Annotated in this window: 16 protein-coding genes and 1 pseudogene; 6 read left to right on the top strand and 11 right to left on the bottom strand. The window is 62.7% G+C overall.

The features are described 5' to 3' along the window. Nucleotides 1-10 precede the first annotated feature (10 nt). From arcC to gap, 11 genes and pseudogenes are all read right to left on the bottom strand, one after another. Nucleotides 11-940, bottom strand: coding sequence for a carbamate kinase (gene arcC, locus FBX99_RS14565; RefSeq protein WP_144928710.1), 930 nt, complete (start codon nucleotides 938-940; stop codon nucleotides 11-13). A gap of 147 nt (nucleotides 941-1,087) precedes the next feature. After that, the gene (locus tag FBX99_RS14560) at nucleotides 1,088-2,098 is read right to left on the bottom strand and encodes an ornithine carbamoyltransferase (RefSeq protein ID WP_144928712.1); all 1,011 of its coding nucleotides are present in this window, start codon (nucleotides 2,096-2,098) and stop codon (nucleotides 1,088-1,090) included. A 12-nt stretch (nucleotides 2,099-2,110) separates the two neighbouring features. After that, nucleotides 2,111-3,367, bottom strand: a complete 1,257-nt coding sequence (gene arcA / locus FBX99_RS14555) for an arginine deiminase (RefSeq protein ID WP_144928714.1) — start codon at nucleotides 3,365-3,367, stop codon at nucleotides 2,111-2,113. 30 nt (nucleotides 3,368-3,397) lie between these two features. Beyond that, a pseudogene (gene arcD, locus FBX99_RS14550) lies at nucleotides 3,398-4,825 on the bottom strand (arginine-ornithine antiporter). 87 nt (nucleotides 4,826-4,912) lie between these two features. Next, complete coding sequence (locus tag FBX99_RS14545; protein ID WP_145131863.1) at nucleotides 4,913-6,259, bottom strand: CoA transferase; 1,347 nt, start codon at nucleotides 6,257-6,259, stop codon at nucleotides 4,913-4,915. A gap of 47 nt (nucleotides 6,260-6,306) precedes the next feature. Next, entirely contained in the window at nucleotides 6,307-6,699 is a 393-nt protein-coding gene (locus tag FBX99_RS14540) for a YbaN family protein (protein ID WP_144928720.1), read from the bottom strand. Between the two features lie 133 nt (nucleotides 6,700-6,832). Further along, the gene (locus FBX99_RS14535; RefSeq protein WP_144928724.1) at nucleotides 6,833-7,423 is read right to left on the bottom strand and encodes a biliverdin-producing heme oxygenase; all 591 of its coding nucleotides are present in this window, start codon (nucleotides 7,421-7,423) and stop codon (nucleotides 6,833-6,835) included. A gap of 153 nt (nucleotides 7,424-7,576) precedes the next feature. After that, the gene (locus FBX99_RS14530) at nucleotides 7,577-10,168 is read right to left on the bottom strand and encodes a TonB-dependent receptor (RefSeq protein WP_145131861.1); all 2,592 of its coding nucleotides are present in this window, start codon (nucleotides 10,166-10,168) and stop codon (nucleotides 7,577-7,579) included. A 119-nt stretch (nucleotides 10,169-10,287) separates the two neighbouring features. Then, nucleotides 10,288-11,193 (bottom strand): FecR domain-containing protein, encoded by a 906-nt coding sequence (locus FBX99_RS14525; protein ID WP_371923855.1) that lies wholly within the window; start codon nucleotides 11,191-11,193, stop codon nucleotides 10,288-10,290. 149 nt (nucleotides 11,194-11,342) lie between these two features. Continuing rightward, nucleotides 11,343-11,849, bottom strand: coding sequence for an RNA polymerase sigma factor (locus tag FBX99_RS14520; RefSeq protein ID WP_144928730.1), 507 nt, complete (start codon nucleotides 11,847-11,849; stop codon nucleotides 11,343-11,345). Nucleotides 11,850-12,049: 200 nt separating this feature from the next. Further along, nucleotides 12,050-13,051: a type I glyceraldehyde-3-phosphate dehydrogenase gene (gene gap, locus FBX99_RS14515; protein WP_047701880.1), complete on the bottom strand. Its 1,002-nt coding sequence runs from the start codon at nucleotides 13,049-13,051 to the stop codon at nucleotides 12,050-12,052. Nucleotides 13,052-13,280: 229 nt separating this feature from the next. Here gap and edd point away from each other — a divergent pair, with 229 nt between their 5' ends. From edd to FBX99_RS14485, 6 genes are all read left to right on the top strand, one after another. Then, nucleotides 13,281-15,107, top strand: coding sequence for a phosphogluconate dehydratase (edd, locus tag FBX99_RS14510; protein ID WP_041022916.1), 1,827 nt, complete (start codon nucleotides 13,281-13,283; stop codon nucleotides 15,105-15,107). Then, entirely contained in the window at nucleotides 15,104-16,063 is a 960-nt protein-coding gene (locus FBX99_RS14505; protein ID WP_144928735.1) for a glucokinase, read from the top strand. Before edd ends, FBX99_RS14505 begins: the two co-directional genes overlap by 4 nt. Before the next feature lie 177 nt (nucleotides 16,064-16,240). Beyond that, nucleotides 16,241-16,972, top strand: a complete 732-nt coding sequence (locus tag FBX99_RS14500) for a response regulator (protein WP_144928737.1) — start codon at nucleotides 16,241-16,243, stop codon at nucleotides 16,970-16,972. After that, a complete protein-coding gene (locus FBX99_RS14495; RefSeq protein WP_144928739.1) occupies nucleotides 16,962-18,431 on the top strand; it encodes an ATP-binding protein in 1,470 nt (489 codons plus the stop codon). Before FBX99_RS14500 ends, FBX99_RS14495 begins: the two co-directional genes overlap by 11 nt. Before the next feature lie 243 nt (nucleotides 18,432-18,674). Continuing rightward, nucleotides 18,675-19,934, top strand: a complete 1,260-nt coding sequence (locus FBX99_RS14490; protein ID WP_144928741.1) for an AGE family epimerase/isomerase — start codon at nucleotides 18,675-18,677, stop codon at nucleotides 19,932-19,934. A gap of 114 nt (nucleotides 19,935-20,048) precedes the next feature. Next, nucleotides 20,049-21,335 carry an ABC transporter substrate-binding protein gene (locus FBX99_RS14485; protein WP_144928743.1) on the top strand — a complete coding sequence of 429 codons (1,287 nt, stop codon included), beginning with the start codon at nucleotides 20,049-20,051 and terminating at the stop codon, nucleotides 21,333-21,335. Nucleotides 21,336-21,393: the final 58 nt, after the last annotated feature.

Genomic DNA, 21,393 nt, shown 5'->3' with positions numbered 1-21,393 from the left:
GAGTTTCCGGTTATCGATAAGCGATGCCTGTCGTCGCCGTGCTGATGCGGGTGCCGGCGGTGCCGTGGACGATAGCATCGATGTCCGAGAGGGATCCGATCACCGCGACCTTGCCGGTATTGCGCGCAAATTCGCAGGCGGCTTGCACCTTGGGCCCCATGGAACCGGCAGCGAAGTCGAGTTTTTCCAGTTCGTCGGGGTGGGCCCGGGCGATGGCCTTGCTGGTTGGCTTGCCGAAGTCAATGTAAACCGCGTCGACATCGGTGGCGATCACCAGCAGATCGCTCCCCAATTGTTCGGCCAACAGCGCCGAGCACAGGTCCTTGTCGATGACCGCTTCAACGCCTTGCAGCTTGCCGTCGGTACCGTACATCGTCGGGATACCGCCACCGCCGGCGCAGATCACGATGCTGCCCTTTTCCAGCAGCCACTTGATCGGCCGGATTTCAAAGATGCGCTTGGGCTTCGGACTGGCGACCACCCGCCGAAACATGTCGCCGTCCGGGGCGATGGTCCAGCCTTTTTCGGCGGCCAGTTTCTGCGCCTCCTGCTGGTTGTAGACCGGGCCGATGGGTTTGGTGGGGTGTTGAAAGGCCGGGTCGTTGGCATCCACTTCCACTTGGGTCAGCAGCGTGGCGAAGGGCACGTCGGCGTCCAGCAGGTTGCCCAGTTCCTGCTCGATGATGTAGCCGATCATGCCTTCGGTCTCGGCGCCCAGCACGTCCAGCGGATACGGGGTTACCGACGTATAGGCCGCCGCTTGCAACGACAGCAGGCCGACTTGCGGGCCGTTGCCGTGGGCGATCACCAGTTGGTGGCCGGCATGGATCCTGGCGATCTGTTCGGTCGCGGTGCGGATGTTGCTGCGTTGGTTGTCGGCGGTCATGGGTTCACCCCGACGCAGGAGGGCGTTACCGCCCAGGGCAACGACGATGCGCATGGTGTTGTCCTTTAAAAAATGTAACTGACAACGCATGCCCCTTGTGGGAGCGGGCTTGCTCGCGAAAGCGGTGTGTCAGTGATTGATGTACTGGCTGACAGACCGCTTTCGCGAGCAAGCCCGCTCCCACAGGGGCATGCGGTGGGTTTAGAGATCCGCCAATGTCGACACCAGGATCGCCTTGATGGTGTGCATGCGGTTTTCCGCCTGCTCGAAGGCGATGCACGCCGGTGACTCGAATACGTCGTCCGTGACTTCGATGCCGTTGGCCAGGTACGGATACTGTTCGGCAATCTGTTTGCCGATCTTGGTGTCGCTGTTATGAAACGCCGGCAGGCAGTGCATGAATTTCGTGCGCGGGTTGCCGGTGGCCTTCATCAGGTCGGCATTGACCTGGTAAGGCAACAGTTGCTCGATCCGCTCGGCCCACGCTTCGACCGGCTCGCCCATGGAAACCCAGACGTCGGTGTGAATGAAGTCCACGCCCTTGACCGCCGCTTCCGGATCTTCGGTAAGGGTGATACGCGCGCCGCTTTCTTCGGCGTATTGATGGCAGCGCTGCACCAGATCGTCGTGGGGCCACAGGGCCTTGGGCGCACAAATGCGCACGTCCATCCCCAGTTTTGCGCCGATCAGCAGCAACGAGTTGCCCATATTGTTCCGCGCATCGCCCAGGTACGCGTAGCTGATCTCATGGATCGGTTTGTCGGCGTGCTCGCGCATGGTCAGCACGTCGGCAATCATTTGCGTCGGATGGTATTCATCGGTCAGGCCGTTGAACACCGGTACGCCAGCGAACTTCGCCAACTCTTCGACGATTTCCTGCTTGAAACCCCGGTATTCGATGGCGTCGTACATGCGCCCGAGTACGCGGGCGGTGTCCTTCATGCTTTCCTTGTGGCCGATCTGTGACGAGTTGGGGTCGATGTAGGTGACATTGGCACCCTGGTCATAGGCCGCCACTTCGAACGCGCAACGGGTGCGTGTCGAGGTTTTCTCGAAGATCAGCGCGATGTTGTTGCCCTTGAGGTGCTGCTGTTCGGTGCCGGTGTACTTGGCCCGCTTGAGGTCGCGGGACAGGTCCAGCAAGTAGCGCAGTTCCCGGGGTGTGTGGTGTTCGAGGCTGAGCAGGTTCCGGTTGTGGATGTTGAACGCCATGGTGCATCTCCTTCAGTAGTCGATCGGGTCGCGAATGATCGGGCAGGTCATGCAATGGCCGCCGCCACGGCCCCGGCCCAGTTCGCTGGCGCTGATGGTGATGACTTCCACCCCGGCCTTGCGCAGCAGCGTGTTGGTGTAGGTGTTGCGGTCGTAGCCGATCACCACGCCCGGTTCCAGCGCCACCACGTTGTTACCGTCGTCCCATTGTTCGCGCTCGGCGGCGAAGCTGTTGCCGCCGGTTTCCACCACGCGCAGCGCGGGGAGCCTGAGGGCGGCGGCAACGGTGTCGATGAAGCTGCCTTCTTCGCGACGCACGTCGATACCGCCGGGTTTGCTCTCGTCGGGGCGCAGGGAGAAGGCAACGATCTGGCTCACTACTTCCGGGAATACGGTCACCAGGTCGCGGTCGCAGAAACTGAACACGGTGTCCAGGTGCATGGCCGCCCGGGACTTCGGCAGGCCGGCGACGATGACCCGCTCCACGGCCTGGTGCTTGAACAGGTTCAGCGCCAGTTGGCCGATGGCCTGGCGGGATGAGCGCTCGCCCATGCCGATCAGCACGACACCGTTGCCGATGGGCATCACGTCACCGCCTTCGAGGGTGGCGCTGCCATGGTCCAGGTCCGGGTTGCCGTACCAGATCTGGAAGTCGGCGTGGGTGAACCCGGGGTGGAATTTGTAGATGGCGGTGGTCAGCAGGGTTTCCTGGCGGCGCGCCGGCCAGTACATCGGGTTCAGGGTGACGCCGCCGTAGATCCAGCAGGTGGTGTCGCGGGTGAACTGGGTGTTGGGCAGCGGCGGCAGGATGAAACTAGAGTGCCCGAGGAAGTCGCGAAACATCTGGATGGTCTTGCCGCCGAAGCTGTCGGGCAGGTCATCGGCAGAGACGCCACCGATCAGGTATTCGGCGATCCGGCGCGGTTCCAGGCTGCGCAGCCACGAATCGACCTCATTCACCAGGCCCAGGCCCACCGAGTTGGGGGTGACCTTGCGTTGCAGGATCCAGTCCAGGGCTTCGGGGATGGCGACGATGTCGGTCAGCAGGTTGTGCATTTCCAGCACGTCGATGCCCCGCTCGCGCATCTTGGTGACGAAGTCGAAATGGTCGCGCTTGGCCTGGTTGACCCACAGCACGTCATCGAACAACAGTTCATCGCAGTTGTTCGGGGTCAGTCGCTGATGGGCCAGGCCTGGGGAACACACCATGACTTTACGCAATCTACCGGCTTCGGAATGAACGCCGTACTGCATTTTTTCCGTGGTCATTACACATCCTCCCGTTAAAACATTCAGCGATCACAAAGTCAGGAAGCCGCTGTAGAGCCCGTATGCGGCCACCACGGCGCCTGCGACCACGGCGGTGAAAATCAGCTTCTCGACAGCGGTGAAAACCGGTTGGCCCACTTCGCGCCTGGCCTTGACGAACAGCACCGCGCCGGGGGCGTAGAGCAGCGCGGAGAGCAGCAGGTACTTGATCCCGCCGGCATACAACAACCACACCGCGTAGAGCAGGGCGATGGCGCTGATGGCCAGGTCCTTGCGGCGTTCGGCCAGGGCGTTCCGGTAGGTTTCGCCGCGCACCGCCAGCAGCAGCGCATAGGCCGCCGACCACAGGTAGGGCACAAGAATCATCGAGGTGGCGAGGTAGATCAGCGACAGGTAGGTACTGGCCGAGAACAGGGTGACGATCAGGAACAGCTGGACCATGGCGTTGGTCAGCCACAGGGCGTTGGCCGGTACATGGTTGGCATTTTCGCGACGCAGGAACGCCGGCATGGTGTGGTCCCTGGCGGCGGCGAACAGGATCTCGGCGCACAGCAGCACCCACGACAACAGGGCGCCGAGCAGCGAAACGATCAGGCCGACGCTGATCAGCACCGCGCCCCAATGGCCCGCTACGTGCTCCAGCACCGCCGCCATGGACGGGTTCTGCAGCTTCGCCAGCTCCGGCTGGGTCATGATGCCCAGGGACAGCACGTTCACCAGCACCAGGAACAGCAGCACGGTAATGAAACCGATCACGGTGGCCTTGCCCACGTCCGAGCGTCGCTCGGCGCGGGCGGAAAAAATGCTCGCACCCTCGATGCCGATGAACACCCAGACGGTCACCAGCATCATGTTGCGCACCTGGTTCATCACGTTGCCCAACTACGGGGTTTTCACGCCCCAGATATCGGTGGTGAAAATGTCGAGCCGGAAGGCGAACACCGTGATCAACACGAACAACGCCAGCGGCACGATCTTGGCAATGGTGGTGACGAGGTTGATGAAGGCGGCTTCCTTGATGCCGCGCAGCACCAGGAAATGCACGGCCCACAGCAGCAGCGACGCGCCGATCACCGCTGCGACCGTGTTGCCTTCACCGAAAACCGGGAAAAAGTAACCCAGGGTGCTGAACAGCAAGACGAAGTAGCCGACGTTGCCCAGCCAGGCGCTGATCCAATAACCCCAGGCCGAGGAGAAACCCATGTAGCCGCCGAAGCCGGCCTTGGCGTAGGCGTACACGCCGCCGTCCAGATCGGGTTTGCGGTTGGCCAGGGTCTGGAACACGAATGCGAGGCTCAGCATGCCCACCGCGGTAATCGCCCAGCCAATCAGGACGGCACCGACGTCGGCACTGGCGGCCATGTTCTGCGGCAAGGAAAAGATTCCCCCGCCGATCATCGAACCCACTACCAGCGCGACCAGCGCACCCAAGCGAAGTTTTCCGGGGGTATCAGACATTGCATGACTCCGAGGCAGCCGAGGAGAGTCACAGCGTATGTCGACTTATCGCTTCAGTAGCTGATCCAGGTCAGAAGACGGAGTCGATCACCATTGCGCCCGATGGGCGCCGAGTGTGGTTGCTGCGCGTGTCCATTGCCAGGGCGTGCCGGTGATTTTCAGCGGTACTTGCAACCGGCGAGCCGGCCCCCACGGTGTCTGCTCGATCAGCACACCCAGATCCTGCTCGTCCTCGGGGCGTAGCGCGGCCTGGATACCCGCGCCACCCTCGATCAGCAGTCGGGCGGTACGCGCCAGGGACAGGCGTGCCGAGCCGCCTTGCCCGTTTGCCAGGCGTCGGGCCAGCAACACCACGGCACTGGCCGCCATCAGGTAGCCGGTGCCGTGGTCCAGCGCCTGAACGGGCAGCGGTGTCGGTTTATCGGCCTGTTTCCAGGCCATGCCGGTATCAGCGATGCCGCAGCTCATCTGCACCAGGCTGTCGAAGCCGCGCCGGTGCTGCCACGGGCCGCTCCAACCGTAGGCGTTGAGGCTGACATCGATCAGGCCAGGGGCGATCCTGTGGCGTTGCTCGGCGCCATAGCCCAGGCGCTCCAAGGCGTCGGCACGGTAGCCGTGCAGCAGGATGTCGGCGTCCTTGAGCAGTGCTTCGAACGCGACGCGGTCGTCGGGCTGATGCAAGTCGAGGCGGGCGCAGCGTTTGCCGAGGGTGACTTCCGGAATCACGCCGGGTTCGTTCCAGGTCGGTGGATCGATCCGCAAGACGTCGGCCCCCAGGCCTGCGAGGAAGCGGCTGGCGACGGGACCCGCCAGTACGCGGGTCAGGTCCAGGACCTTGAGGCCGGCCAGTGGTTGGGCCACGGAGCCGAGCCAGGGTTTGTGGTGTGCCTCGACGGCTTCAGCGAAGTGCACCAGCGGCTCGGCATTCACTGCCTTGCCTTGGGGATGTACTTGCCAGGCCTGCCACGAGCGCATCTCGGCGGCGCAGCCAGCGGCGTCGACGACGGCTTGTTCCAGTTCGGTCTTGTTCCAACGGATCACTTTGCTCGCCATGTCGGCGCGATCGACGCAGGCACCGAGGACCTTTTCCGCCGCCCGTCGATGATGCGGCGCATTGGTGTGCAGGCGAATCCAGCCGTCGGCGGTGGCGTAGTCACCGGCCACCGGGTCCCACATCGGCGGCACGCTCCAGCCAATGGGGCGCAGCGACGTGGCGAACCAGAACGAGGCCAGGCGCCGATCGACCTCGAGGGACGGCAAGCGGCCGGTCTGTTGGCCAATGAGCTCGGCTATCGCCTGGCCGGCCACGGCGATACTGGCGCTGGCCAGCTCCGTAACGGCGAACGCCGAAGGCAGGGCGCCGTCACTCGCGAAGCGGATCGGGGCCGTGGGCAGGCCGAGTGCGGTTTGCATGGACGCGAGTAGCTCTGTCATCGGAAGCCCTCCGGGTGTGAGAGAGGCCGAGCATAGATCAAAACGGTTCATTCGGACGCCTGCGCTGTTGCGGACGGACGGGACCAGATCCACAGATTGCCCGCGCCCATGCCCGTCAGCGCCAGGTAGACCGGCCAGCCATGCTCGAGCATTGCCAGCATCAGTGCCGCGCAGAACAGCATGCCGAGGGTGGCGCCCACCTTGGCCCGACGCGGAATGACCTTGCCGTTGCGCCAGTTGTACAGCATCGGCCCGAAAAGCCGATGGCTCTCCAGCCAGGCACTCAGGCGCGGAGAGCTGCGAGTCGCGGCCCAGGCGGCCAGCAGGATGAACTCGGTCGTCGGCAGGCCGGGCACGACGATGGCGACCAGGCCGATGGTCAGGCTGGTGTAGGCGAGCAGGCCGAAGAGCAGGCGGGTGAGTTTTGAGGGCGGATTCATAAGTTTCTTTCAGGCATACACTTTTCCTTGTGGGAGCGGGCTTGCTCGCGAAGGCGGTTTTTCAGCCGGCATCATCGTTGGCTGATGGGCCGCCTTCGCGAGCAAGCCCGCTCCCACAGATGGATAGCGTGAGTCAGGCACATTCAGTGGTGTAAGCGTATTCCAGCAACACCGTAAACCGGTTGAAGGCATCCAGCGCGCCTTTGTCCGCCTCGGCTTCCTGTTGTTCGGTGAGGCTCAGTTCGTCAAGGATGCGGGTGAAGGTCTTCCAACCCTCGGCACGGCCGCCCGCTGGTTCGGCCAAGTGGCGGGCACCGAAGGTTGCGCTCAGCCCCAGGTTTACTGCGCGTTTGATCAGGAATGCCGCGCCCAACTTCGAACCTTCCGAAACGAACAACCAACCCAGGGCTTCGGCCATGGTTGGGTTGTCCAACGCGCCGGCCACCGGCGCCGGGACATCGGTGTCCAGGTCCGCCAGGTCGGCCTTGGCCGCGTCGGCCCGGCAGCGGGCCGGCAGGTCGGGGATCAGGGCGGACAGCTGCGCGTCGTTGTACAGCGCTACCAGTTCCGACTGGAACAGGTACTGGGCAACGACGAAACGGGCAAAGCTGGCCGGGGTTTCGAACGGGGCGTGGGCCTTGACCAGAGCGTCGAGTTTGCCGTGGGGCTCGTGGGTGATCTGGTTGAGGCGTTGGGAGCGAAAAGTTTGTTGTGGGGTACTCATGGGAGCTCCTTGAATTGAAATGTGGCGAGGGGATTTATCCTCGTTGGGTTGCGCAGCGACCCTTCCATTTTTGGGGCCGCTACGCGCCCCAGCGGGGATGAATCCCCTCGCCACAGGGCTTTGTGTTGCCTGCAGAGGGGGACTTTGGGTCAGTCAGATATCCCAGATCAGGTTGACCGCGAAGTTGCGCCCCGGCGCTGTCAGGCGATCGAGGTTGGCGGGGCTCAGCACGGCCGCTTCGCCGACGCTGTCGTAGCCGCGCACGTCGTCCCACAGCCAGTACTTCTTGTCGGTGAGGTTGTAGAGACCACCGCTGACGGTGACGTCCCGGGTCACCTTGTAGAAGCCGGTCAGGTCGAATATCCCGAACCCTGGCGTCTTGAACTGGCTGCTGACGCCATCCGGCGAATTGAAGTTGCTGTCGTCGACGCGGTTTTTCTTCCTGACCAGGGTCCAGGTGAGCAAGCTGCCGTAGTCGTCCTGCTCGTAACCCAGGCCGAACACGCCGGTCAGCGGGTTGACGCTGTTGATCGGCTGGCCGGTGTCGTCGTTGCGACCGTAGGCGTAGGCCACCGAACCCTGGGTATAGAGACCCTGGGGCGCACCCAATACGTCCAGGTCCAGGCGGCCCTTGACCTCGGCGCCCTTGATGGTGGCGTGCTTGATGTTGTTGCTCTGGAAGGTCAACTGATCGGCGCCGGGGGTGATGGCGTCTTCGTTGATGAAATCGCGGTACTTGTTGTAGAACACCGCCACGTCGAACGAACCGGAGTCAAAACGGCCACGCAAGCCGGTCTCGTAGCTTTGGCTTTTTTCCGGTTCCAGGTCGGGGTTGGGTTCTACGCTGTAGCCGATGCTGGGGTTATCGAAACGGCCGTACAGGGCCTTGGCGGTCGGGGTGCGGAAACCTTCAGCGTACTGGCCGTAACCGGTGTACTGGTCGGTAAAGGCATAGGTCAGGCCGAACTTGGGTGAGACGCGATGCCAGGTCTTGTTGCTGTCGCTCACCTGGCCACCGCGGGTCGGGTCGACGGTATCGAGGAACGCCTGGGTGAGGTGCGGCTTGAGCTGGGTGTAGTCGTAGCGCAGGCCTGGGGTGAAGGTCCACTTGTCCCAACTGATCTGGTCCTGAGCGAACAGGCTGTAGGTGTTGATGGTCGGATCCGGGAAGTCGCTGGCTTTTGCCAGTACGTCCCGGGTGCTGATGGCGCCGACGGCGGAACAACCGACGCCGACCGCCAGGCACACGCCATTGCCGCTGCGTGAGCCGGTGACTTTCTGTTGCTTGATCGTGGTGCCATAGGTCAGTGCGTGATCGGTGTCGGCGAGGCTGAAGACCTTGTCCAGCTGTGCGTCGAACACCCATTGCTTGTCTTCGTAGAGGGTTTCCCGGGTGCGCAGGACCCGGCGGGTGATCGGAAAGTAGAACTCGGCGGTGCTCTCGTCGGTCTTGGCGATCTGGTGATTCAGGCTCCACTTGATGTTGTCGGCCAGCAGGCTGTCGAGGGCGAAGCTGTGCTCCAGGCCGAAACGCTCGCGGGTGACGGTGTCGTTACCGGTGCGCCACTGGTACATGCCGCCCGGCAGCATGCTCGGGGGGATGGCCGGCTGACCATTGGAGAAGGGGCCGCCGTAGGCGCTTTTCAGATCGGTGTCGCGATCGTCCTTGTACTTCTCGTAGACCAGGCCCAGGCGCGCATCGTCGCTGTAGTTCCAGCCGAGTTTGGCCAGTACGTTGCTGGCGCGCACGTCCTCCGGGTTGGCTGCGGTGCGGTCCAGGCCGGTGCCGTTATGGTTGCCGTAGGATTCGGTTTCATGGCCGTCGCGCTGGCTGTAGTGCAGCAGGCCATCGAATGTCCCGTTGCGGCCGGCGACGGTGGCGGATTTGAGCCAGCTTTCGTCGGCGGAGCTGTAGCCGGTCTTCAGGCGGGCACCGACGTCCTGGCCGGGCTTGACGATGTCATCCGCATCCAGAGTGAAATAGCTGACGGCGCCGCCGATGGCGTTGCTGCCATAGAGCACCGACGCCGGACCGCGGAGGATTTCCACGCGCTTGATGATTTCCGGGTCGACGTAGTTGCGCTGGGTCTTGGCATAGGGACCGTTGAAGAAGCCGTCGGGAATCGCCACGCCGTCGACCTGGGTCAGGATCCGGTTGCCGTCGATGCCTCGGATGTTATAGCCGCTGATACCGCCGCGCTGGCCTGCGCCGCCCACCGACACGCCGGGCTCGTAACGCACCAGGTCCTTGAGGGTGTTGACGTTGTTGCGGTCCAGTGCCTGGCGGTCATGGACGCTGACGGTGCTGGGCACACCGCTGATGTCCTGCTCCTGGCGGGTGGCACTGATGGTCATCTGTTGCAGGTTCACCACATTGCCGGCGCTGCGCTTCTCCAGGGCGATGCTGTTGTTGCCGAGTTTGCGGTAGCTCAGGTTGGTTCCCGCCAGCAGGCGTTCCAGGGCTTTTTCCGGTGGCAGCGAACCGTTGACGCCTGGCGACGCGATATCTTCGGCCAGCTCGGCCGTCAGCCCCACTTGCCAGCCCGTGACGGCGGTGAACGCGTTCAGGGCCGAGACCAATGGTTGCTGGGGGATGGCGAAGGTGTAGTCGCCGATATTGCGCGACGGCGGCTGTGTCGCGGCAGCCAGGGCGGCGGGCGCGACGCCGGCCATCAGGATGGCGGCGGTCAGCAACGACAATGTGCGGGAAGGGGCAAGGAACCTGCAGGTAAGGCGAGAGGACATCGATAGCGCTCCGTGTCGCATCTGTTATAGGTGCAGATTGGCATCGATAGATGCGAATCAATTGCATTGGCTATAACGAGACGAATCAGCGAAACCTATCGAGTAAAAATAATTCTCATTTAGTTCAGGATCACCAGCGCGGGGAATTCCTGAAGCTGTGCAGAAGTGATATGAGCCAGGGAGCGAACCACGTCCAGCGGCTGGTCGAGGCGGTAGTTACCGGTGACTGCGATCTGCGCCAATTGCTCGTTGCGGTTGATGATCCAGCCCGGATAGTAGCGCCGCAGTTCGGCCAGGACCTGGCTTAATGGCCGGTTTTCGAACACTAGCCGGCCCTGGACCCAGGCCAGGTCGGTACTGGTGTCGAGCGGGGCCGGGCGGTCGAAGCCGTTGGGCCCGATGCGGATGCTTTCCCCGGCCGAGAGCCGGACATGGGTGTCGTTGCGGTTGGCCCGCAGGTCCACATCGCCGCGCTGGACCTGGACCTGGGCCACGCCGTCGAGGTAGCGCACCGCGAACGTGGTGTTGCTGACACTGGCGGTGACCGGCCCGGCATCGATCTCCAGTGGCAGGTTGCGATTGTCGGGCACCTCGAAAAACGCTTCGCCCTTGTACAACCGGGCCACATGACGCTGTTCGTTGAAAGTGCTGGAAAAGGCCGAGTCGGTGTTGAGCAGGACCTTGGAGCCGTCTTCCAGTTGCAGGCGCTGGCGCTCACCGACCACCGTCAGGTGATCGGCTTGGAAACGCAGGGGCAGGTCGCTGAAATTGAACAGGCCGAGGAGGAGCACGGCAGCGGTGGCCAGGGGTTTCCAATGGGCGCGCAAGCGTGACAACGCGCTCACCCTGGAGGCGGCCTGGAGTTGCCGGGCACTCTCCTTCACGTGCGGGCCGTTCCAGAGGGTCTGGGCCCTGAGAAATGCTTCGCCATGGCGCGGATCGGCTGCCAGCCAGACCTGGAATTGCCGGGCCTGCTCCTGGCTGGGGTTGTCCAGCAGGATCAGCCAGTCCAGCGCCTGCTCCATGGCATGGGCGGTGTCCTGCGCTGTCGTAGACTCTTGGGCTTGGTGATTATCCGTCACGATGGTTACTCGGCATTAGTGGCAAGCGACAAGCTACGAGCGGCAAGCAACAGATGGCAAGCCTGCGCTGCTTGTAGCTTGCCGCTTGAAGCTTACACCTGACAACTCCTCACACAGATCGCCATGATCAGTTTCAGTTCCTTTTGCACGGTACTCAGGGACACACCCAGCTCTGCGGCGATGTTCTGATAACCATGACCGTGCAGGCGACTGAGAATGAAAATCCGCTGTTGGCGCGGACTCAGCGCTTGCAGGCTGACGTTGAGGCGCTCGAGCATCTGTTCGGCATGGGCGGCGTCTTCGGCGCTGCTCTGGGACGCGACCACATTGTGGACAACTTCCAGGGGGACGTCGTCCAGCACGGTCCGTGACTGCATGCGCCGCGCCCGCAAATGATCCCGTGCCAGGTTGCGGGCGGTCTGGAAGACAAAGGGTTCGAGATGCTCGACTGTACGTTCACCCAAGGCGCGGGAGACGCGCAGATAGGTTTCCTGGAGCAGGTCTTCGGCAGTGCTGGGGTTGTTGACCATGCGCTCGAGGGTGCGCAGCAGGGGTGTGCGCTGGGCGAGGAAGACGTGGTGAAAGCGCGATTGACTCACGGTGAGGCCGATTCGGTTATGTCAAATGATAGTAATTATCATTTGGTTTGCAGGTCAAGCCCGAATCTCATCACCGCCCCAAATCATTGTGGGAGCGGGCTTGCTCGCGAAGGCGGCGTGTCAGTCAGTAGAAATATTCACTGAATACACCGCTTTCGCGAGCAAGCCCGCTCCCACAGAAATGCTCTAAGTTCAGCCGATCACTCCGCGTTGCACAACGCCAGGCAGTTATCGAGCATGCGGTTGGAGAAGCCCCACTCGTTGTCATACCAGGCCAGTACCTTGAGCAGCTTGCCGCTGACTTTGGTGTGGTTGGCGTCGAAGATCGACGACAGCGGGTTGTGGTTGAAGTCGCTGGAGACCAGCGGCAGGGTGTTGTAGCCGAGGATCTTCGAATGTTGGCTGGCCTGGCGCAGCAGTTCGTTGACTTCTTCAGCCGACGCTTCGCGCTTGAGCTGCACGGTCAGGTCCACCAGGGACACGTTGATCACCGGTACACGCACGGCCATGCCGGTCAGCTTGCCCGCCAGTTCCGGCAGCACCAGGCCCACCGCTTCGGCGGCACCGGTCTTGCTCGGGATCATGTTCTGGGTGGCTGAACGGGCGCGGTACGGGTCGGTGTGGTAGACGTCGGTCAGGTTCTGGTCGTTGGTGTAGGCATGGATGGTAGTCATCAGGCCGCTTTCGATGCCCAGCTCGCGATGCAGCACCTGGGCCACCGGGGCCAGGCAGTTGGTGGTGCACGAAGCGTTGGAAATGATCTGGTGGGACTGGCGCAGGATGTCATGGTTCACGCCATACACCACGGTGGCGTCGGCGCCCTTGGCCGGGGCCGAGATGATCACCTTGCGGGCGCCGGCACTGATATGGGCGGCGGCCTTGGCGCGGTCGGTGAACAGCCCGGTGCACTCGAACACCACGTCGATCTTCTCGGCGGCCCAGGGCAGTTCGGCCGGATTGCGGATGGCGCTGACCGCGATGCGGTCGCCATTGACCGTCAGGCTTTCGTTATCGTGCTGCACGTCTGCATCGAAAGTGCCGTGGACGGTGTCGTACTTGAGCAGGTGAGCATTGATCGCACTGTCGCCCAGGTCGTTGATGGCGACGATCTGCAAGTCGCGACGATAGCCTTGGGTATACAGTGCACGGAGGACGTTGCGGCCGATGCGGCCAAAACCATTGATTGCGATTCGAAGAGTCATTAACTGCGCCGCCATCGATTTGTTGTTGGAATTACAAGATTATTCGCATAGAAATAGAAAACAAGCCTTTTTGATGGCAATATTTTGTTTTATCTACAACGAGTGACCTGAATCAACTGGTCCGAGTGGTCAGAAACCGTTTGTCGCCTTTCCTTTCACAGGGCGCGCAGCCGGTCTTGACCAGCATAGACAATCAGGTCGCCACACCCGTTAGCCTGGAGTTCTACACATGCATCCCCGCGTTCTTGAGGTCACCGAACGGCTTATCGCCCGCAGCCGCGCCACGCGTCAGGCTTACCTTGCATTGATCCGCGGTGCTGCCAGCGACGGTCCGATGCGCGGCAAGCTGCAATGCGCCAACTTCGCCCATGGCGTGGCCGGTTGCGGCAGCGAAGACAAGCATCACCTGCGGATGATGAACGCCGCCAACATCGCCATCGTGTCGTCCTATAACGACATGCTCTCGGCCCACCAGCCCTACGAAACCTTCCCGGAACAGATCAAGAAAGCCTTGCGCGAGATCGGCTCGGTCGGCCAGTTCGCGGGCGGTACGCCGGCCATGTGCGATGGCGTCACCCAGGGCGAGGCGGGGATGGAGCTGAGCCTGCCGAGTCGCGAAGTGATCGCGATGTCCACGGCGGTGGCGTTGTCCCACAACATGTTCGACGGCGCGCTGATGCTCGGCATCTGCGACAAGATCGTTCCGGGCCTGATGATGGGCGCGCTGCGCTTCGGTCACTTGCCGACGATCTTCGTGCCCGGCGGGCCGATGGTCTCGGGCATTTCCAACAAGGAAAAAGCCGACGTGCGTCAGCGCTACGCCGAGGGCAAGGCCACTCGCGAAGAGCTGCTGGAATCGGAGATGAAGTCCTACCACAGCCCCGGCACGTGCACCTTCTACGGCACCGCGAACACCAACCAGCTGCTGATGGAAGTGATGGGCCTGCACTTGCCGGGCGCTTCGTTCGTCAACCCGAACACCCCGCTGCGTGATGCCCTGACCCGCGAAGCGGCGTTCCAGGTGACGCGCATGACCAAGCAGAGCGGCAATTTCATGCCCATCGGCGAAATCGTCGACGAGCGTTCGCTGGTCAACTCCATCGTTGCGCTGCACGCCACCGGCGGCTCGACCAACCACACCTTGCACATGCCGGCCATTGCCATGGCGGCGGGCATCCAGTTGACCTGGCAAGACATGGCCGACCTCTCCGAGGTGGTGCCGACCCTGAGTCACGTCTACCCGAACGGCAAGGCCGACATCAACCATTTCCAGGCGGCGGGCGGCATGTCCTTCCTGATCCGCGAACTGCTGGAGGCCGGCCTGCTCCACGAAAACGTCAATACCGTGCTCGGTCACGGCCTGAGCCGCTACACCCAGGAACCGTTTCTCGAGGATGGCGAGCTGGTGTGGCGCGACGGCCCGATCGAAAGCCTCGATGAAAACATCCTGCGCCCGGTGGCCCGTGCGTTCTCGCCAGAAGGTGGTTTGCGGGTGATGGAAGGCAACCTGGGCCGTGGCGTGATGAAAGTGTCCGCCGTAGCGCTGGAAAACCAGATCGTCGAAGCGCCGGCCATGGTCTTCCAGGACCAGCAGGACCTGGCGGATGCGTTCAAGGCCGGGCTGCTGGAGAAGGATTTTGTCGCGGTGATGCGCTTTCAGGGGCCACGCTCCAACGGCATGCCGGAGCTGCACAAGATGACCCCATTCCTCGGTTCGCTGCAGGATCGCGGTTTCAAAGTGGCGTTGGTGACCGACGGGCGCATGTCCGGCGCCTCGGGGAAAATCCCGGCGGCGATCCACGTCAGCCCCGAAGCTTATGTCGGCGGCGCGTTGGCCCGGGTGCAGGAGGGCGATATCATCCGCGTCGATGGCGTCAAAGGCACCTTGGAATTGAAGGTGGACGCCGAGGAATTCGCCGCACGCGAACCGGCCAAGGGCCTGTTGGGCAACAACATCGGCACCGGTCGTGAACTGTTCGGTTTCATGCGCATGGCCTTCAGCTCGGCAGAGCAGGGTGCAAGCGCCTTCACGGCTGCCCTGGAGACGATTAATTGAAACTGGCCCTGGTCGGTGACATCGGTGGGACCAACGCGCGCTTCGCGTTGTGGAAGAACCACAATCTGGAGAACGTCCAGGTGCTGGCGACGGCGGATTACGCCTGCCCTGAAGATGCCATCAAGGTGTACCTGAGCGGCATGGGCCTGGAACCCGGCGCCATCGGTTCGGTGTGCCTGTCGGTGGCCGGCCCGGTGGCGGGCGATCTGTTTCGCTTCACCAACAACCACTGGCGCCTGAGCAACCTGGCGTTCTGCAAGACCTTGCAGGTCGAGAAGCTGTTGCTGGTCAACGACTTCTCGGCCATGGCCCTGGGCATGACCCGTTTGCGCCCCGATGAGTACCGGGTCGTGTGCGAAGGCACCCCGGAGCCGATGCGTCCGGCGGTGGTGATCGGGCCGGGCACGGGGTTGGGCGTCGGTACATTGCTGGACCTGGGTGATGGCCGCTTTGCGGCGTTGCCGGGGGAGGGTGGCCATGTCGACCTGCCGATGAGCAGCCCGCGGGAAACCCAGCTCTGGCAGCACATCTACAACGAGATCGGCCACGTCAGCGCCGAAACCGCCCTGAGCGGCAGCGGCTTGCCCCGGGTATATCGGGCAATCTGCGCGGTGGACGGTCATGAACCGGTGCTCGATACCCCGGAATCCATCACCGCCGCCGGCCTGGCCGGCGACCCCATCGCCCTGGAAGTGCTGGAGCAATTCTGCCGCTGGCTGGGACGCGTGGCCGGCAACAATGTGCTGACGGTGGGGGGGCGAGGCGGTGTATACATTGTCGGCGGGGTGATCCCGCGGTTTGCCGATTTCTTCCTCGAAAGCGGCTTCGCCCGCTGCTTCGCCGACAAGGGTTGCATGAGCGATTACTTCAAGGGCATTCCGGTCTGGCTGGTAACGGCGCCGTATTCCGGCCTGATGGGTGCCGGGGTGGCGTTGGAGCAATCTGCCGCCGCTTAAGGTTTGAAATGCAATCCCCTGTGGGAGCGGGCTCGCGAATGCGGTGTTTCATTCAACATTTTCGTTGACTGACACACCGCATTCGCGAGCAAGCCCGCTCCCACAGGGGATTGTGGTTGTTTATAGATCCCGTCCATCAGGCATAATCCGCCAATCCAAACAACAAGGACGAGGCCCGTGAGTTCAGTAAACAAATCGATTTTGTTGGTCGACGACGACCAGGAGATTCGCGAGCTGCTGGACACTTACCTCAGTCGTGCGGGGTTTCAGGTGCGGACCACGCCCGACGGAGCCGGGTTTCGCCAGGCGTTGAACGATGCGCCGAGCGACCTGGTGATCCTCGACGTGATGCTGCCCGATGAAGACGGCTTCAGCCTGTGCCGCTGGGTTCGCCAGCACCCGCGCCAGGCCCATGTGCCGATCATCATGCTCACGGCCAGTTCCGACGAGGCCGACCGGATCATTGGCCTGGAACTGGGGGCCGATGATTATCTCGGCAAGCCGTTCAGCCCACGTGAATTGCAGGCGCGCATCAAGGCCCTGTTACGCCGGGCACAGTTCGGCCAGGAGCGCTCCGGCGGTGAGGTGCTGGCCTTTGATGAATGGCGCCTGGACATGGTCAGTCATCGGCTGTTTCACACTGACGGTGAGGAGGTGATTCTCTCCGGCGCCGATTTCGCCCTGCTCAAACTGTTCCTCGATCATCCCCAGGAAATCCTCGACCGCGACACCATTGGCAACGCCACCCGGGGCCGGGAGTTGATGCCCCTGGACCGGATCGTCGACATGGCGGTCAGTCGCTTGCGCCAGCGCCTGCGTGATACCGACAAGCCGCCACGGTTGATCCGTACGGTGCGCGGCAGTGGTTATCAATTGGCGGCCAATGTGGTTGCCAGCAATGGGCATTGACTGGGCCAGGACACTCGCCCGACGGGTGCCGGTGCCGCGCTCGCTGCTCGGAAGGATGCTGTTGCTGACCTTGCTGGTGGTGTTGTTCGCCCAGACCTTGTCCAGCGTCATCTGGGTGTCGCAACTGCGCGCTACCCAGCTCGAAGGCCTGGTCACCAGCGCCCGCAGCCTGGCCCATTCGATGACGGCCAGCGTCAGCTACCTGCGTTCGCTGCCGGTGGCCTACCGGCCGCTGGTGCTGGACCAATTGCGCAGCATGGGCGGCACGCGGTTTGTCGTCACGCTCAACGACAAACCCCTGGGCATGGATGTGCTGCCGGTCACGCCGCGCAAGCTGGCAGTGCTCAAGGCAGTGGATGAAGTGCTGCGCAAGTCCCTGGGCAATAACACCGATATTTCCGTGACCTTCGTCAGCCCCGATGACCTGCGGATTTTCAACGGTGGATTGAAACTCGACGAGTTGCCACGCTCGTGGGCTCACTACGCCTTGACCCTTGAGCCCGTGAATCCGCCGGTACTGGTCACGCAGATCCAGATGGCGCCGGGCGAATGGTTGTACATCGCCTCGCTACTGCCCGAGCCCTATACCAGCCTCGAAGAACAGGACCTGCCAAAGCAGCAGGTCGGCTTCATCGTGCTCACCAGCAGCCTGTTGTTGCTGTTCATCGGCTTGCTCGTGCACTGGCAGAGCCGCCCGCTCAAGCGCCTGGCCCGGGCGGCCCGGGATATGTCGCTGGGCGCCGAAGTGGAGCCGGTGGCCGAGGGCGGCGGCAGCGAAGTGGTCGAGGTTGGCCGCGCCTTCAATGCCATGCGTGAGCGCATCAGCCGCTACCTGACCGAGCGTAGCCAGTTGTTCAGCGCGATTTCCCATGACCTGCGCACACCGATCACCCGCCTGCGGCTGCGGGTCGAACTGCTGGAGGACGAGAACCTGCAGGCCAAGTTCGGCCGTGACCTGGATGAGTTGGAGCTGTTGGTCAAAGGGGCGCTGCAGTGCGTCAAGGACACCGACATCCATGAAAACATCGAGCTGGTGGACCTCAACCATGTGCTCGATTGCCTGGTGGAACCTTACCTTGCCCCCAACGGCAATGGCCGTGTGACCCAGGATGGCCGGGCGCTGGCGCCGTATCCCGGCAAGCCGCTGGCCCTTAAGCGCTGTATCGGTAACCTGATCGACAACGCCTTGAAATACGGACAGAACGCCCACCTGCACATCGACGACGATGAAACCGCGTTCATCCTGCATGTCGACGATGAAGGTCCGGGTGTGCCGGAGCAGCGTCTGGAGCAGGTTTTCGAGCCGCACTTCAGGCTGGCCGGGCAACAGCAGGGATATGGCCTGGGGCTGGGTATCGCCCGCAACATCGCCCACAGCCATGGGGGGGAAGTGAGCCTGCAGAACCTGCGTGAGGGTGGGTTGCGGGTGACCTTGCAGTTGCCTCGGAGTGTTGACTAGGTACACCGCGTTATCGTTCTTCGCGGGCAAGCCCGCTCCCACATTGGACCTGGTTAAGCACAAATATCGTGTTCGACACAGAACCCTGTGGGAGCGGGCTTGCCCGCGAAGACGCCAGCAGCCTCACCTCATCTCTTGGAGAAATGTCACAAGTCGGTGACATAACTCGCCCCTTTCGTTACCTGCCCTCCGCCCTCCCTTGTTTAGACTCGCTGCGTCAAAACAACAAAAAGGTCTTCCCCGATGGACACCTTCCAACCGGCCTTCAGCAGTTGGCTGAATGCACCTGCCCACCAGCAATGGCTCGCCGCCGAAGGCTTGCGGTTGCTGGCGTTCGCCAAGGCGTCGAGGCTGCCGGACGGTTTCGGCAACCTGGACGAGCGCGGTTGCCTGCCGACCGGCGCCCGGGCTGAAACCATGAACACCGCCCGCATGACCCACAGCTTCGCCATGGCCCATGCCCAGGGCCTGCCGGGCTTCGCCGAACTGGTGGACCACGGCATCCAGGCCCTCGCTGGCCCCTTGCGGGACGCCGAATACGGCGGCTGGTTTGCCACGACGCAACCCGATGAAAACGACACCGGCAAGGCTGCCTATCTGCATGCTTTCGTGGCTCTGGCCGCCAGTTCCGCCGTGGTGGCCCAGCGTCCCGGCGCCCAGGCGCTGTTGGACGAGGCGGTGGGGGTCATCGACACGCATTTCTGGAGTGAGGAAGAGGGCGCGCTGCGCGAATCCTTCAGCCGTGACTGGAGCGTCGAGGAAGCCTATCGCGGCGCCAACAGCAACATGCACGCCACCGAAGCATTCCTGGCCCTGGCCGATGTCACCGACGATCCGCGCTGGCTCGCCCGCGCGCTGCGCATCGTCGAACGGGTGATCCACGGCCATGCGGCGGCCAACGATTATCGGGTGGTGGAGCATTTCGACCGCCACTGGCAGCCACTGCGCGAGTACAACCACGACAATCCCGCCGATGGCTTCCGTCCGTATGGCACCACGCCGGGCCACGGTTTCGAGTGGGCCCGCCTGCTCTTGCACCTCGAAGCGGCGCGTGTGCGGATCGGCATGCTGACCCCGGGCTGGCTGGTCCAGGATGCGCAGAAACTGTTCGAGCAGAACTGCCGTTACGGCTGGGATGTCGATGGCGCCCCTGGCATTGTCTACACGCTGGGTTGGGATAATCGCGCGGTGGTCCGCCATCGCCTGCACTGGGTCCATGCCGAAGCGGCGGCCGCTGCCAGCGCCTTGCTCAAGCGCACCGACGAGGCGCAGTACGAAACCTGGTACCGGTGCTTCTGGGAGTTTTGCGAGAAGCACTTCATCGACCGGTGCAACGGTAGTTGGCACCACGAACTCGATCCGCAGAACCGCCCCAGTGCCGACATCTGGCCAGGCAAGCCGGACCTGTACCACGCCTGGCAGGCGGTGCTGATTCCACGCCTGCCCCTGGCGCCGAGCATGGCCTCGGCGCTGGCGCAATTGTCTGCACCGGCAACCGTGTAACCATGTCGTGACATTTACGCATCCCTTCGTTACCTGTGAAGGGAATTACCCTGTTTAGAATCCATGCAGCGCAAGCCACAGACTTGCATGCATAACAACAAAAAAGGTACTCAGATGAACGCGATTAATCGCCTCGCCGTTGCTGTTTCCATTGCCTCGTTGTTTCCCCTCAGTGCTTTTGCCGCCGACTCGAAAGGGACGGTCGAAGTGGTGCATTGGTGGACCTCGGGCGGTGAGAAGGCGGCTGTTGATGTCCTGAAGGCCCAAGTCGAGAAGGACGGTTTCACCTGGAAAGACGGCGCCGTCGCAGGCGGTGGTGGTTCCACGGCCATGACCGTGCTGAAAAGCCGCGCAGTCGCCGGCAACCCGCCAGGCGTTGCCCAGATCAAGGGCCCCGACATCCAGGAATGGGCGTCGACCGGGCTGCTCGACAGCGACGTCCTCAAGAACGTTGCCAAAGACGAGAAGTGGGACTCCCTTCTCGACAAGAAAGTCTCCGATACCGTGAAGTACGAGGGCGACTATGTGGCCGTGCCGGTGAACATCCACCGGGTCAACTGGCTGTGGATCAACCCGGAAGTCTTCAAGAAAGCCGGCATCACGAAAAACCCGACCACCCTCGAAGAATTCTACGCCGCTGGCGACAAGCTGAAGGCTGCGGGCTTTATCCCGCTCGCCCACGGCGGCCAGCCTTGGCAGGACAGCACCGTGTTCGAAGCGGTGGTGCTCTCGGTCATGGGCGCTGATGGCTACAAGAAAGCCCTGGTTGACCTGGACGACAAGGCACTGACCGGTCCGGAAATGGTCAAGGCGCTGACCGAGCTGAAGAAAGTCGCAACCTACATGGACGCCGACGGCAAGGGCCAGGACTGGAACCTCGAAGCGGCCAAGGTCATCAACGGCACGGCCGGCATGCAGATCATGGGCGACTGGGCCAAGAGCGAGTGGACCGCGGCCAAGAAAGTCGCCGGCAAGGACTACGAGTGCGTAGCCTTCCCGGGCACCGACAAGGCTTTCACCTACAACATCGACTCCCTGGCGGTGTTCAAGCAGAAAGACAAGGGCACTTCTGCCGGTCAGCAGGACATTGCCAAGGTCGTGCTGGGTGAAAACTTCCAGAAGGTCTTCAGCATCAACAAGGGCTCGATCCCGGTTCGTAACGACATGTTGAAGGACATGGGCAAGTACGGTTTCGACTCCTGTGCCCAGACCGCTGCCAAGGACTTCCTCGCCGACGCCACGACCGGTGGCTTGCAGCCGAGCATGGCGCACAACATGGCGACCACGTTGGCGGTACAAGGCGCGTTCTTTGACGTAGTGACCAACTACATCAACGACCCGAGTGCCAACCCTGCCGACACTGCCAAGAAGCTCGGCGCTGCGGTCAAGTCCGCGAAGTAAACGGTAGCAACGCTGTCCCTGTGGGAGCGGGCTTGCTCGCGAAAGCGGAGTGTCAGGC

The organism is Pseudomonas sp. SJZ074 (assembly GCF_007828215.1).
GTDB lineage: Bacteria > Pseudomonadota > Gammaproteobacteria > Pseudomonadales > Pseudomonadaceae > Aquipseudomonas.
The sequence above is the reverse complement of the archived record's forward strand: the minus strand, read 5'-3'. Positions and strand labels throughout refer to the sequence as shown.

Bases quoted from the DNA above. Each gene is read 5' to 3' on its own strand.
- arcC (WP_144928710.1), bottom strand. From the start codon at position 940: ATGCGCATCGTCGTTGCCCTGGGCGGTAACGCCCTCCTGCGTCGGGGT.
- FBX99_RS14560 (WP_144928712.1), bottom strand. From the start codon at position 2,098: ATGGCGTTCAACATCCACAACCGGAACCTGCTCAGCCTCGAACACCAC.
- arcA (WP_144928714.1), bottom strand. From the start codon at position 3,367: ATGACCACGGAAAAAATGCAGTACGGCGTTCATTCCGAAGCCGGTAGA.
- FBX99_RS14545 (WP_145131863.1), bottom strand. From the start codon at position 6,259: ATGACAGAGCTACTCGCGTCCATGCAAACCGCACTCGGCCTGCCCACG.
- FBX99_RS14540 (WP_144928720.1), bottom strand. From the start codon at position 6,699: ATGAATCCGCCCTCAAAACTCACCCGCCTGCTCTTCGGCCTGCTCGCC.
- FBX99_RS14535 (WP_144928724.1), bottom strand. From the start codon at position 7,423: ATGAGTACCCCACAACAAACTTTTCGCTCCCAACGCCTCAACCAGATC.
- FBX99_RS14530 (WP_145131861.1), bottom strand. From the start codon at position 10,168: ATGTCCTCTCGCCTTACCTGCAGGTTCCTTGCCCCTTCCCGCACATTG.
- FBX99_RS14525 (WP_371923855.1), bottom strand. From the start codon at position 11,193: ATGGAGCAGGCGCTGGACTGGCTGATCCTGCTGGACAACCCCAGCCAG.
- gap (WP_047701880.1), bottom strand. From the start codon at position 13,051: ATGACTCTTCGAATCGCAATCAATGGTTTTGGCCGCATCGGCCGCAAC.
- edd (WP_041022916.1), top strand. From the start codon at position 13,281: ATGCATCCCCGCGTTCTTGAGGTCACCGAACGGCTTATCGCCCGCAGC.
- FBX99_RS14495 (WP_144928739.1), top strand. From the start codon at position 16,962: ATGGGCATTGACTGGGCCAGGACACTCGCCCGACGGGTGCCGGTGCCG.
- FBX99_RS14490 (WP_144928741.1), top strand. From the start codon at position 18,675: ATGGACACCTTCCAACCGGCCTTCAGCAGTTGGCTGAATGCACCTGCC.
- FBX99_RS14485 (WP_144928743.1), top strand. From the start codon at position 20,049: ATGAACGCGATTAATCGCCTCGCCGTTGCTGTTTCCATTGCCTCGTTG.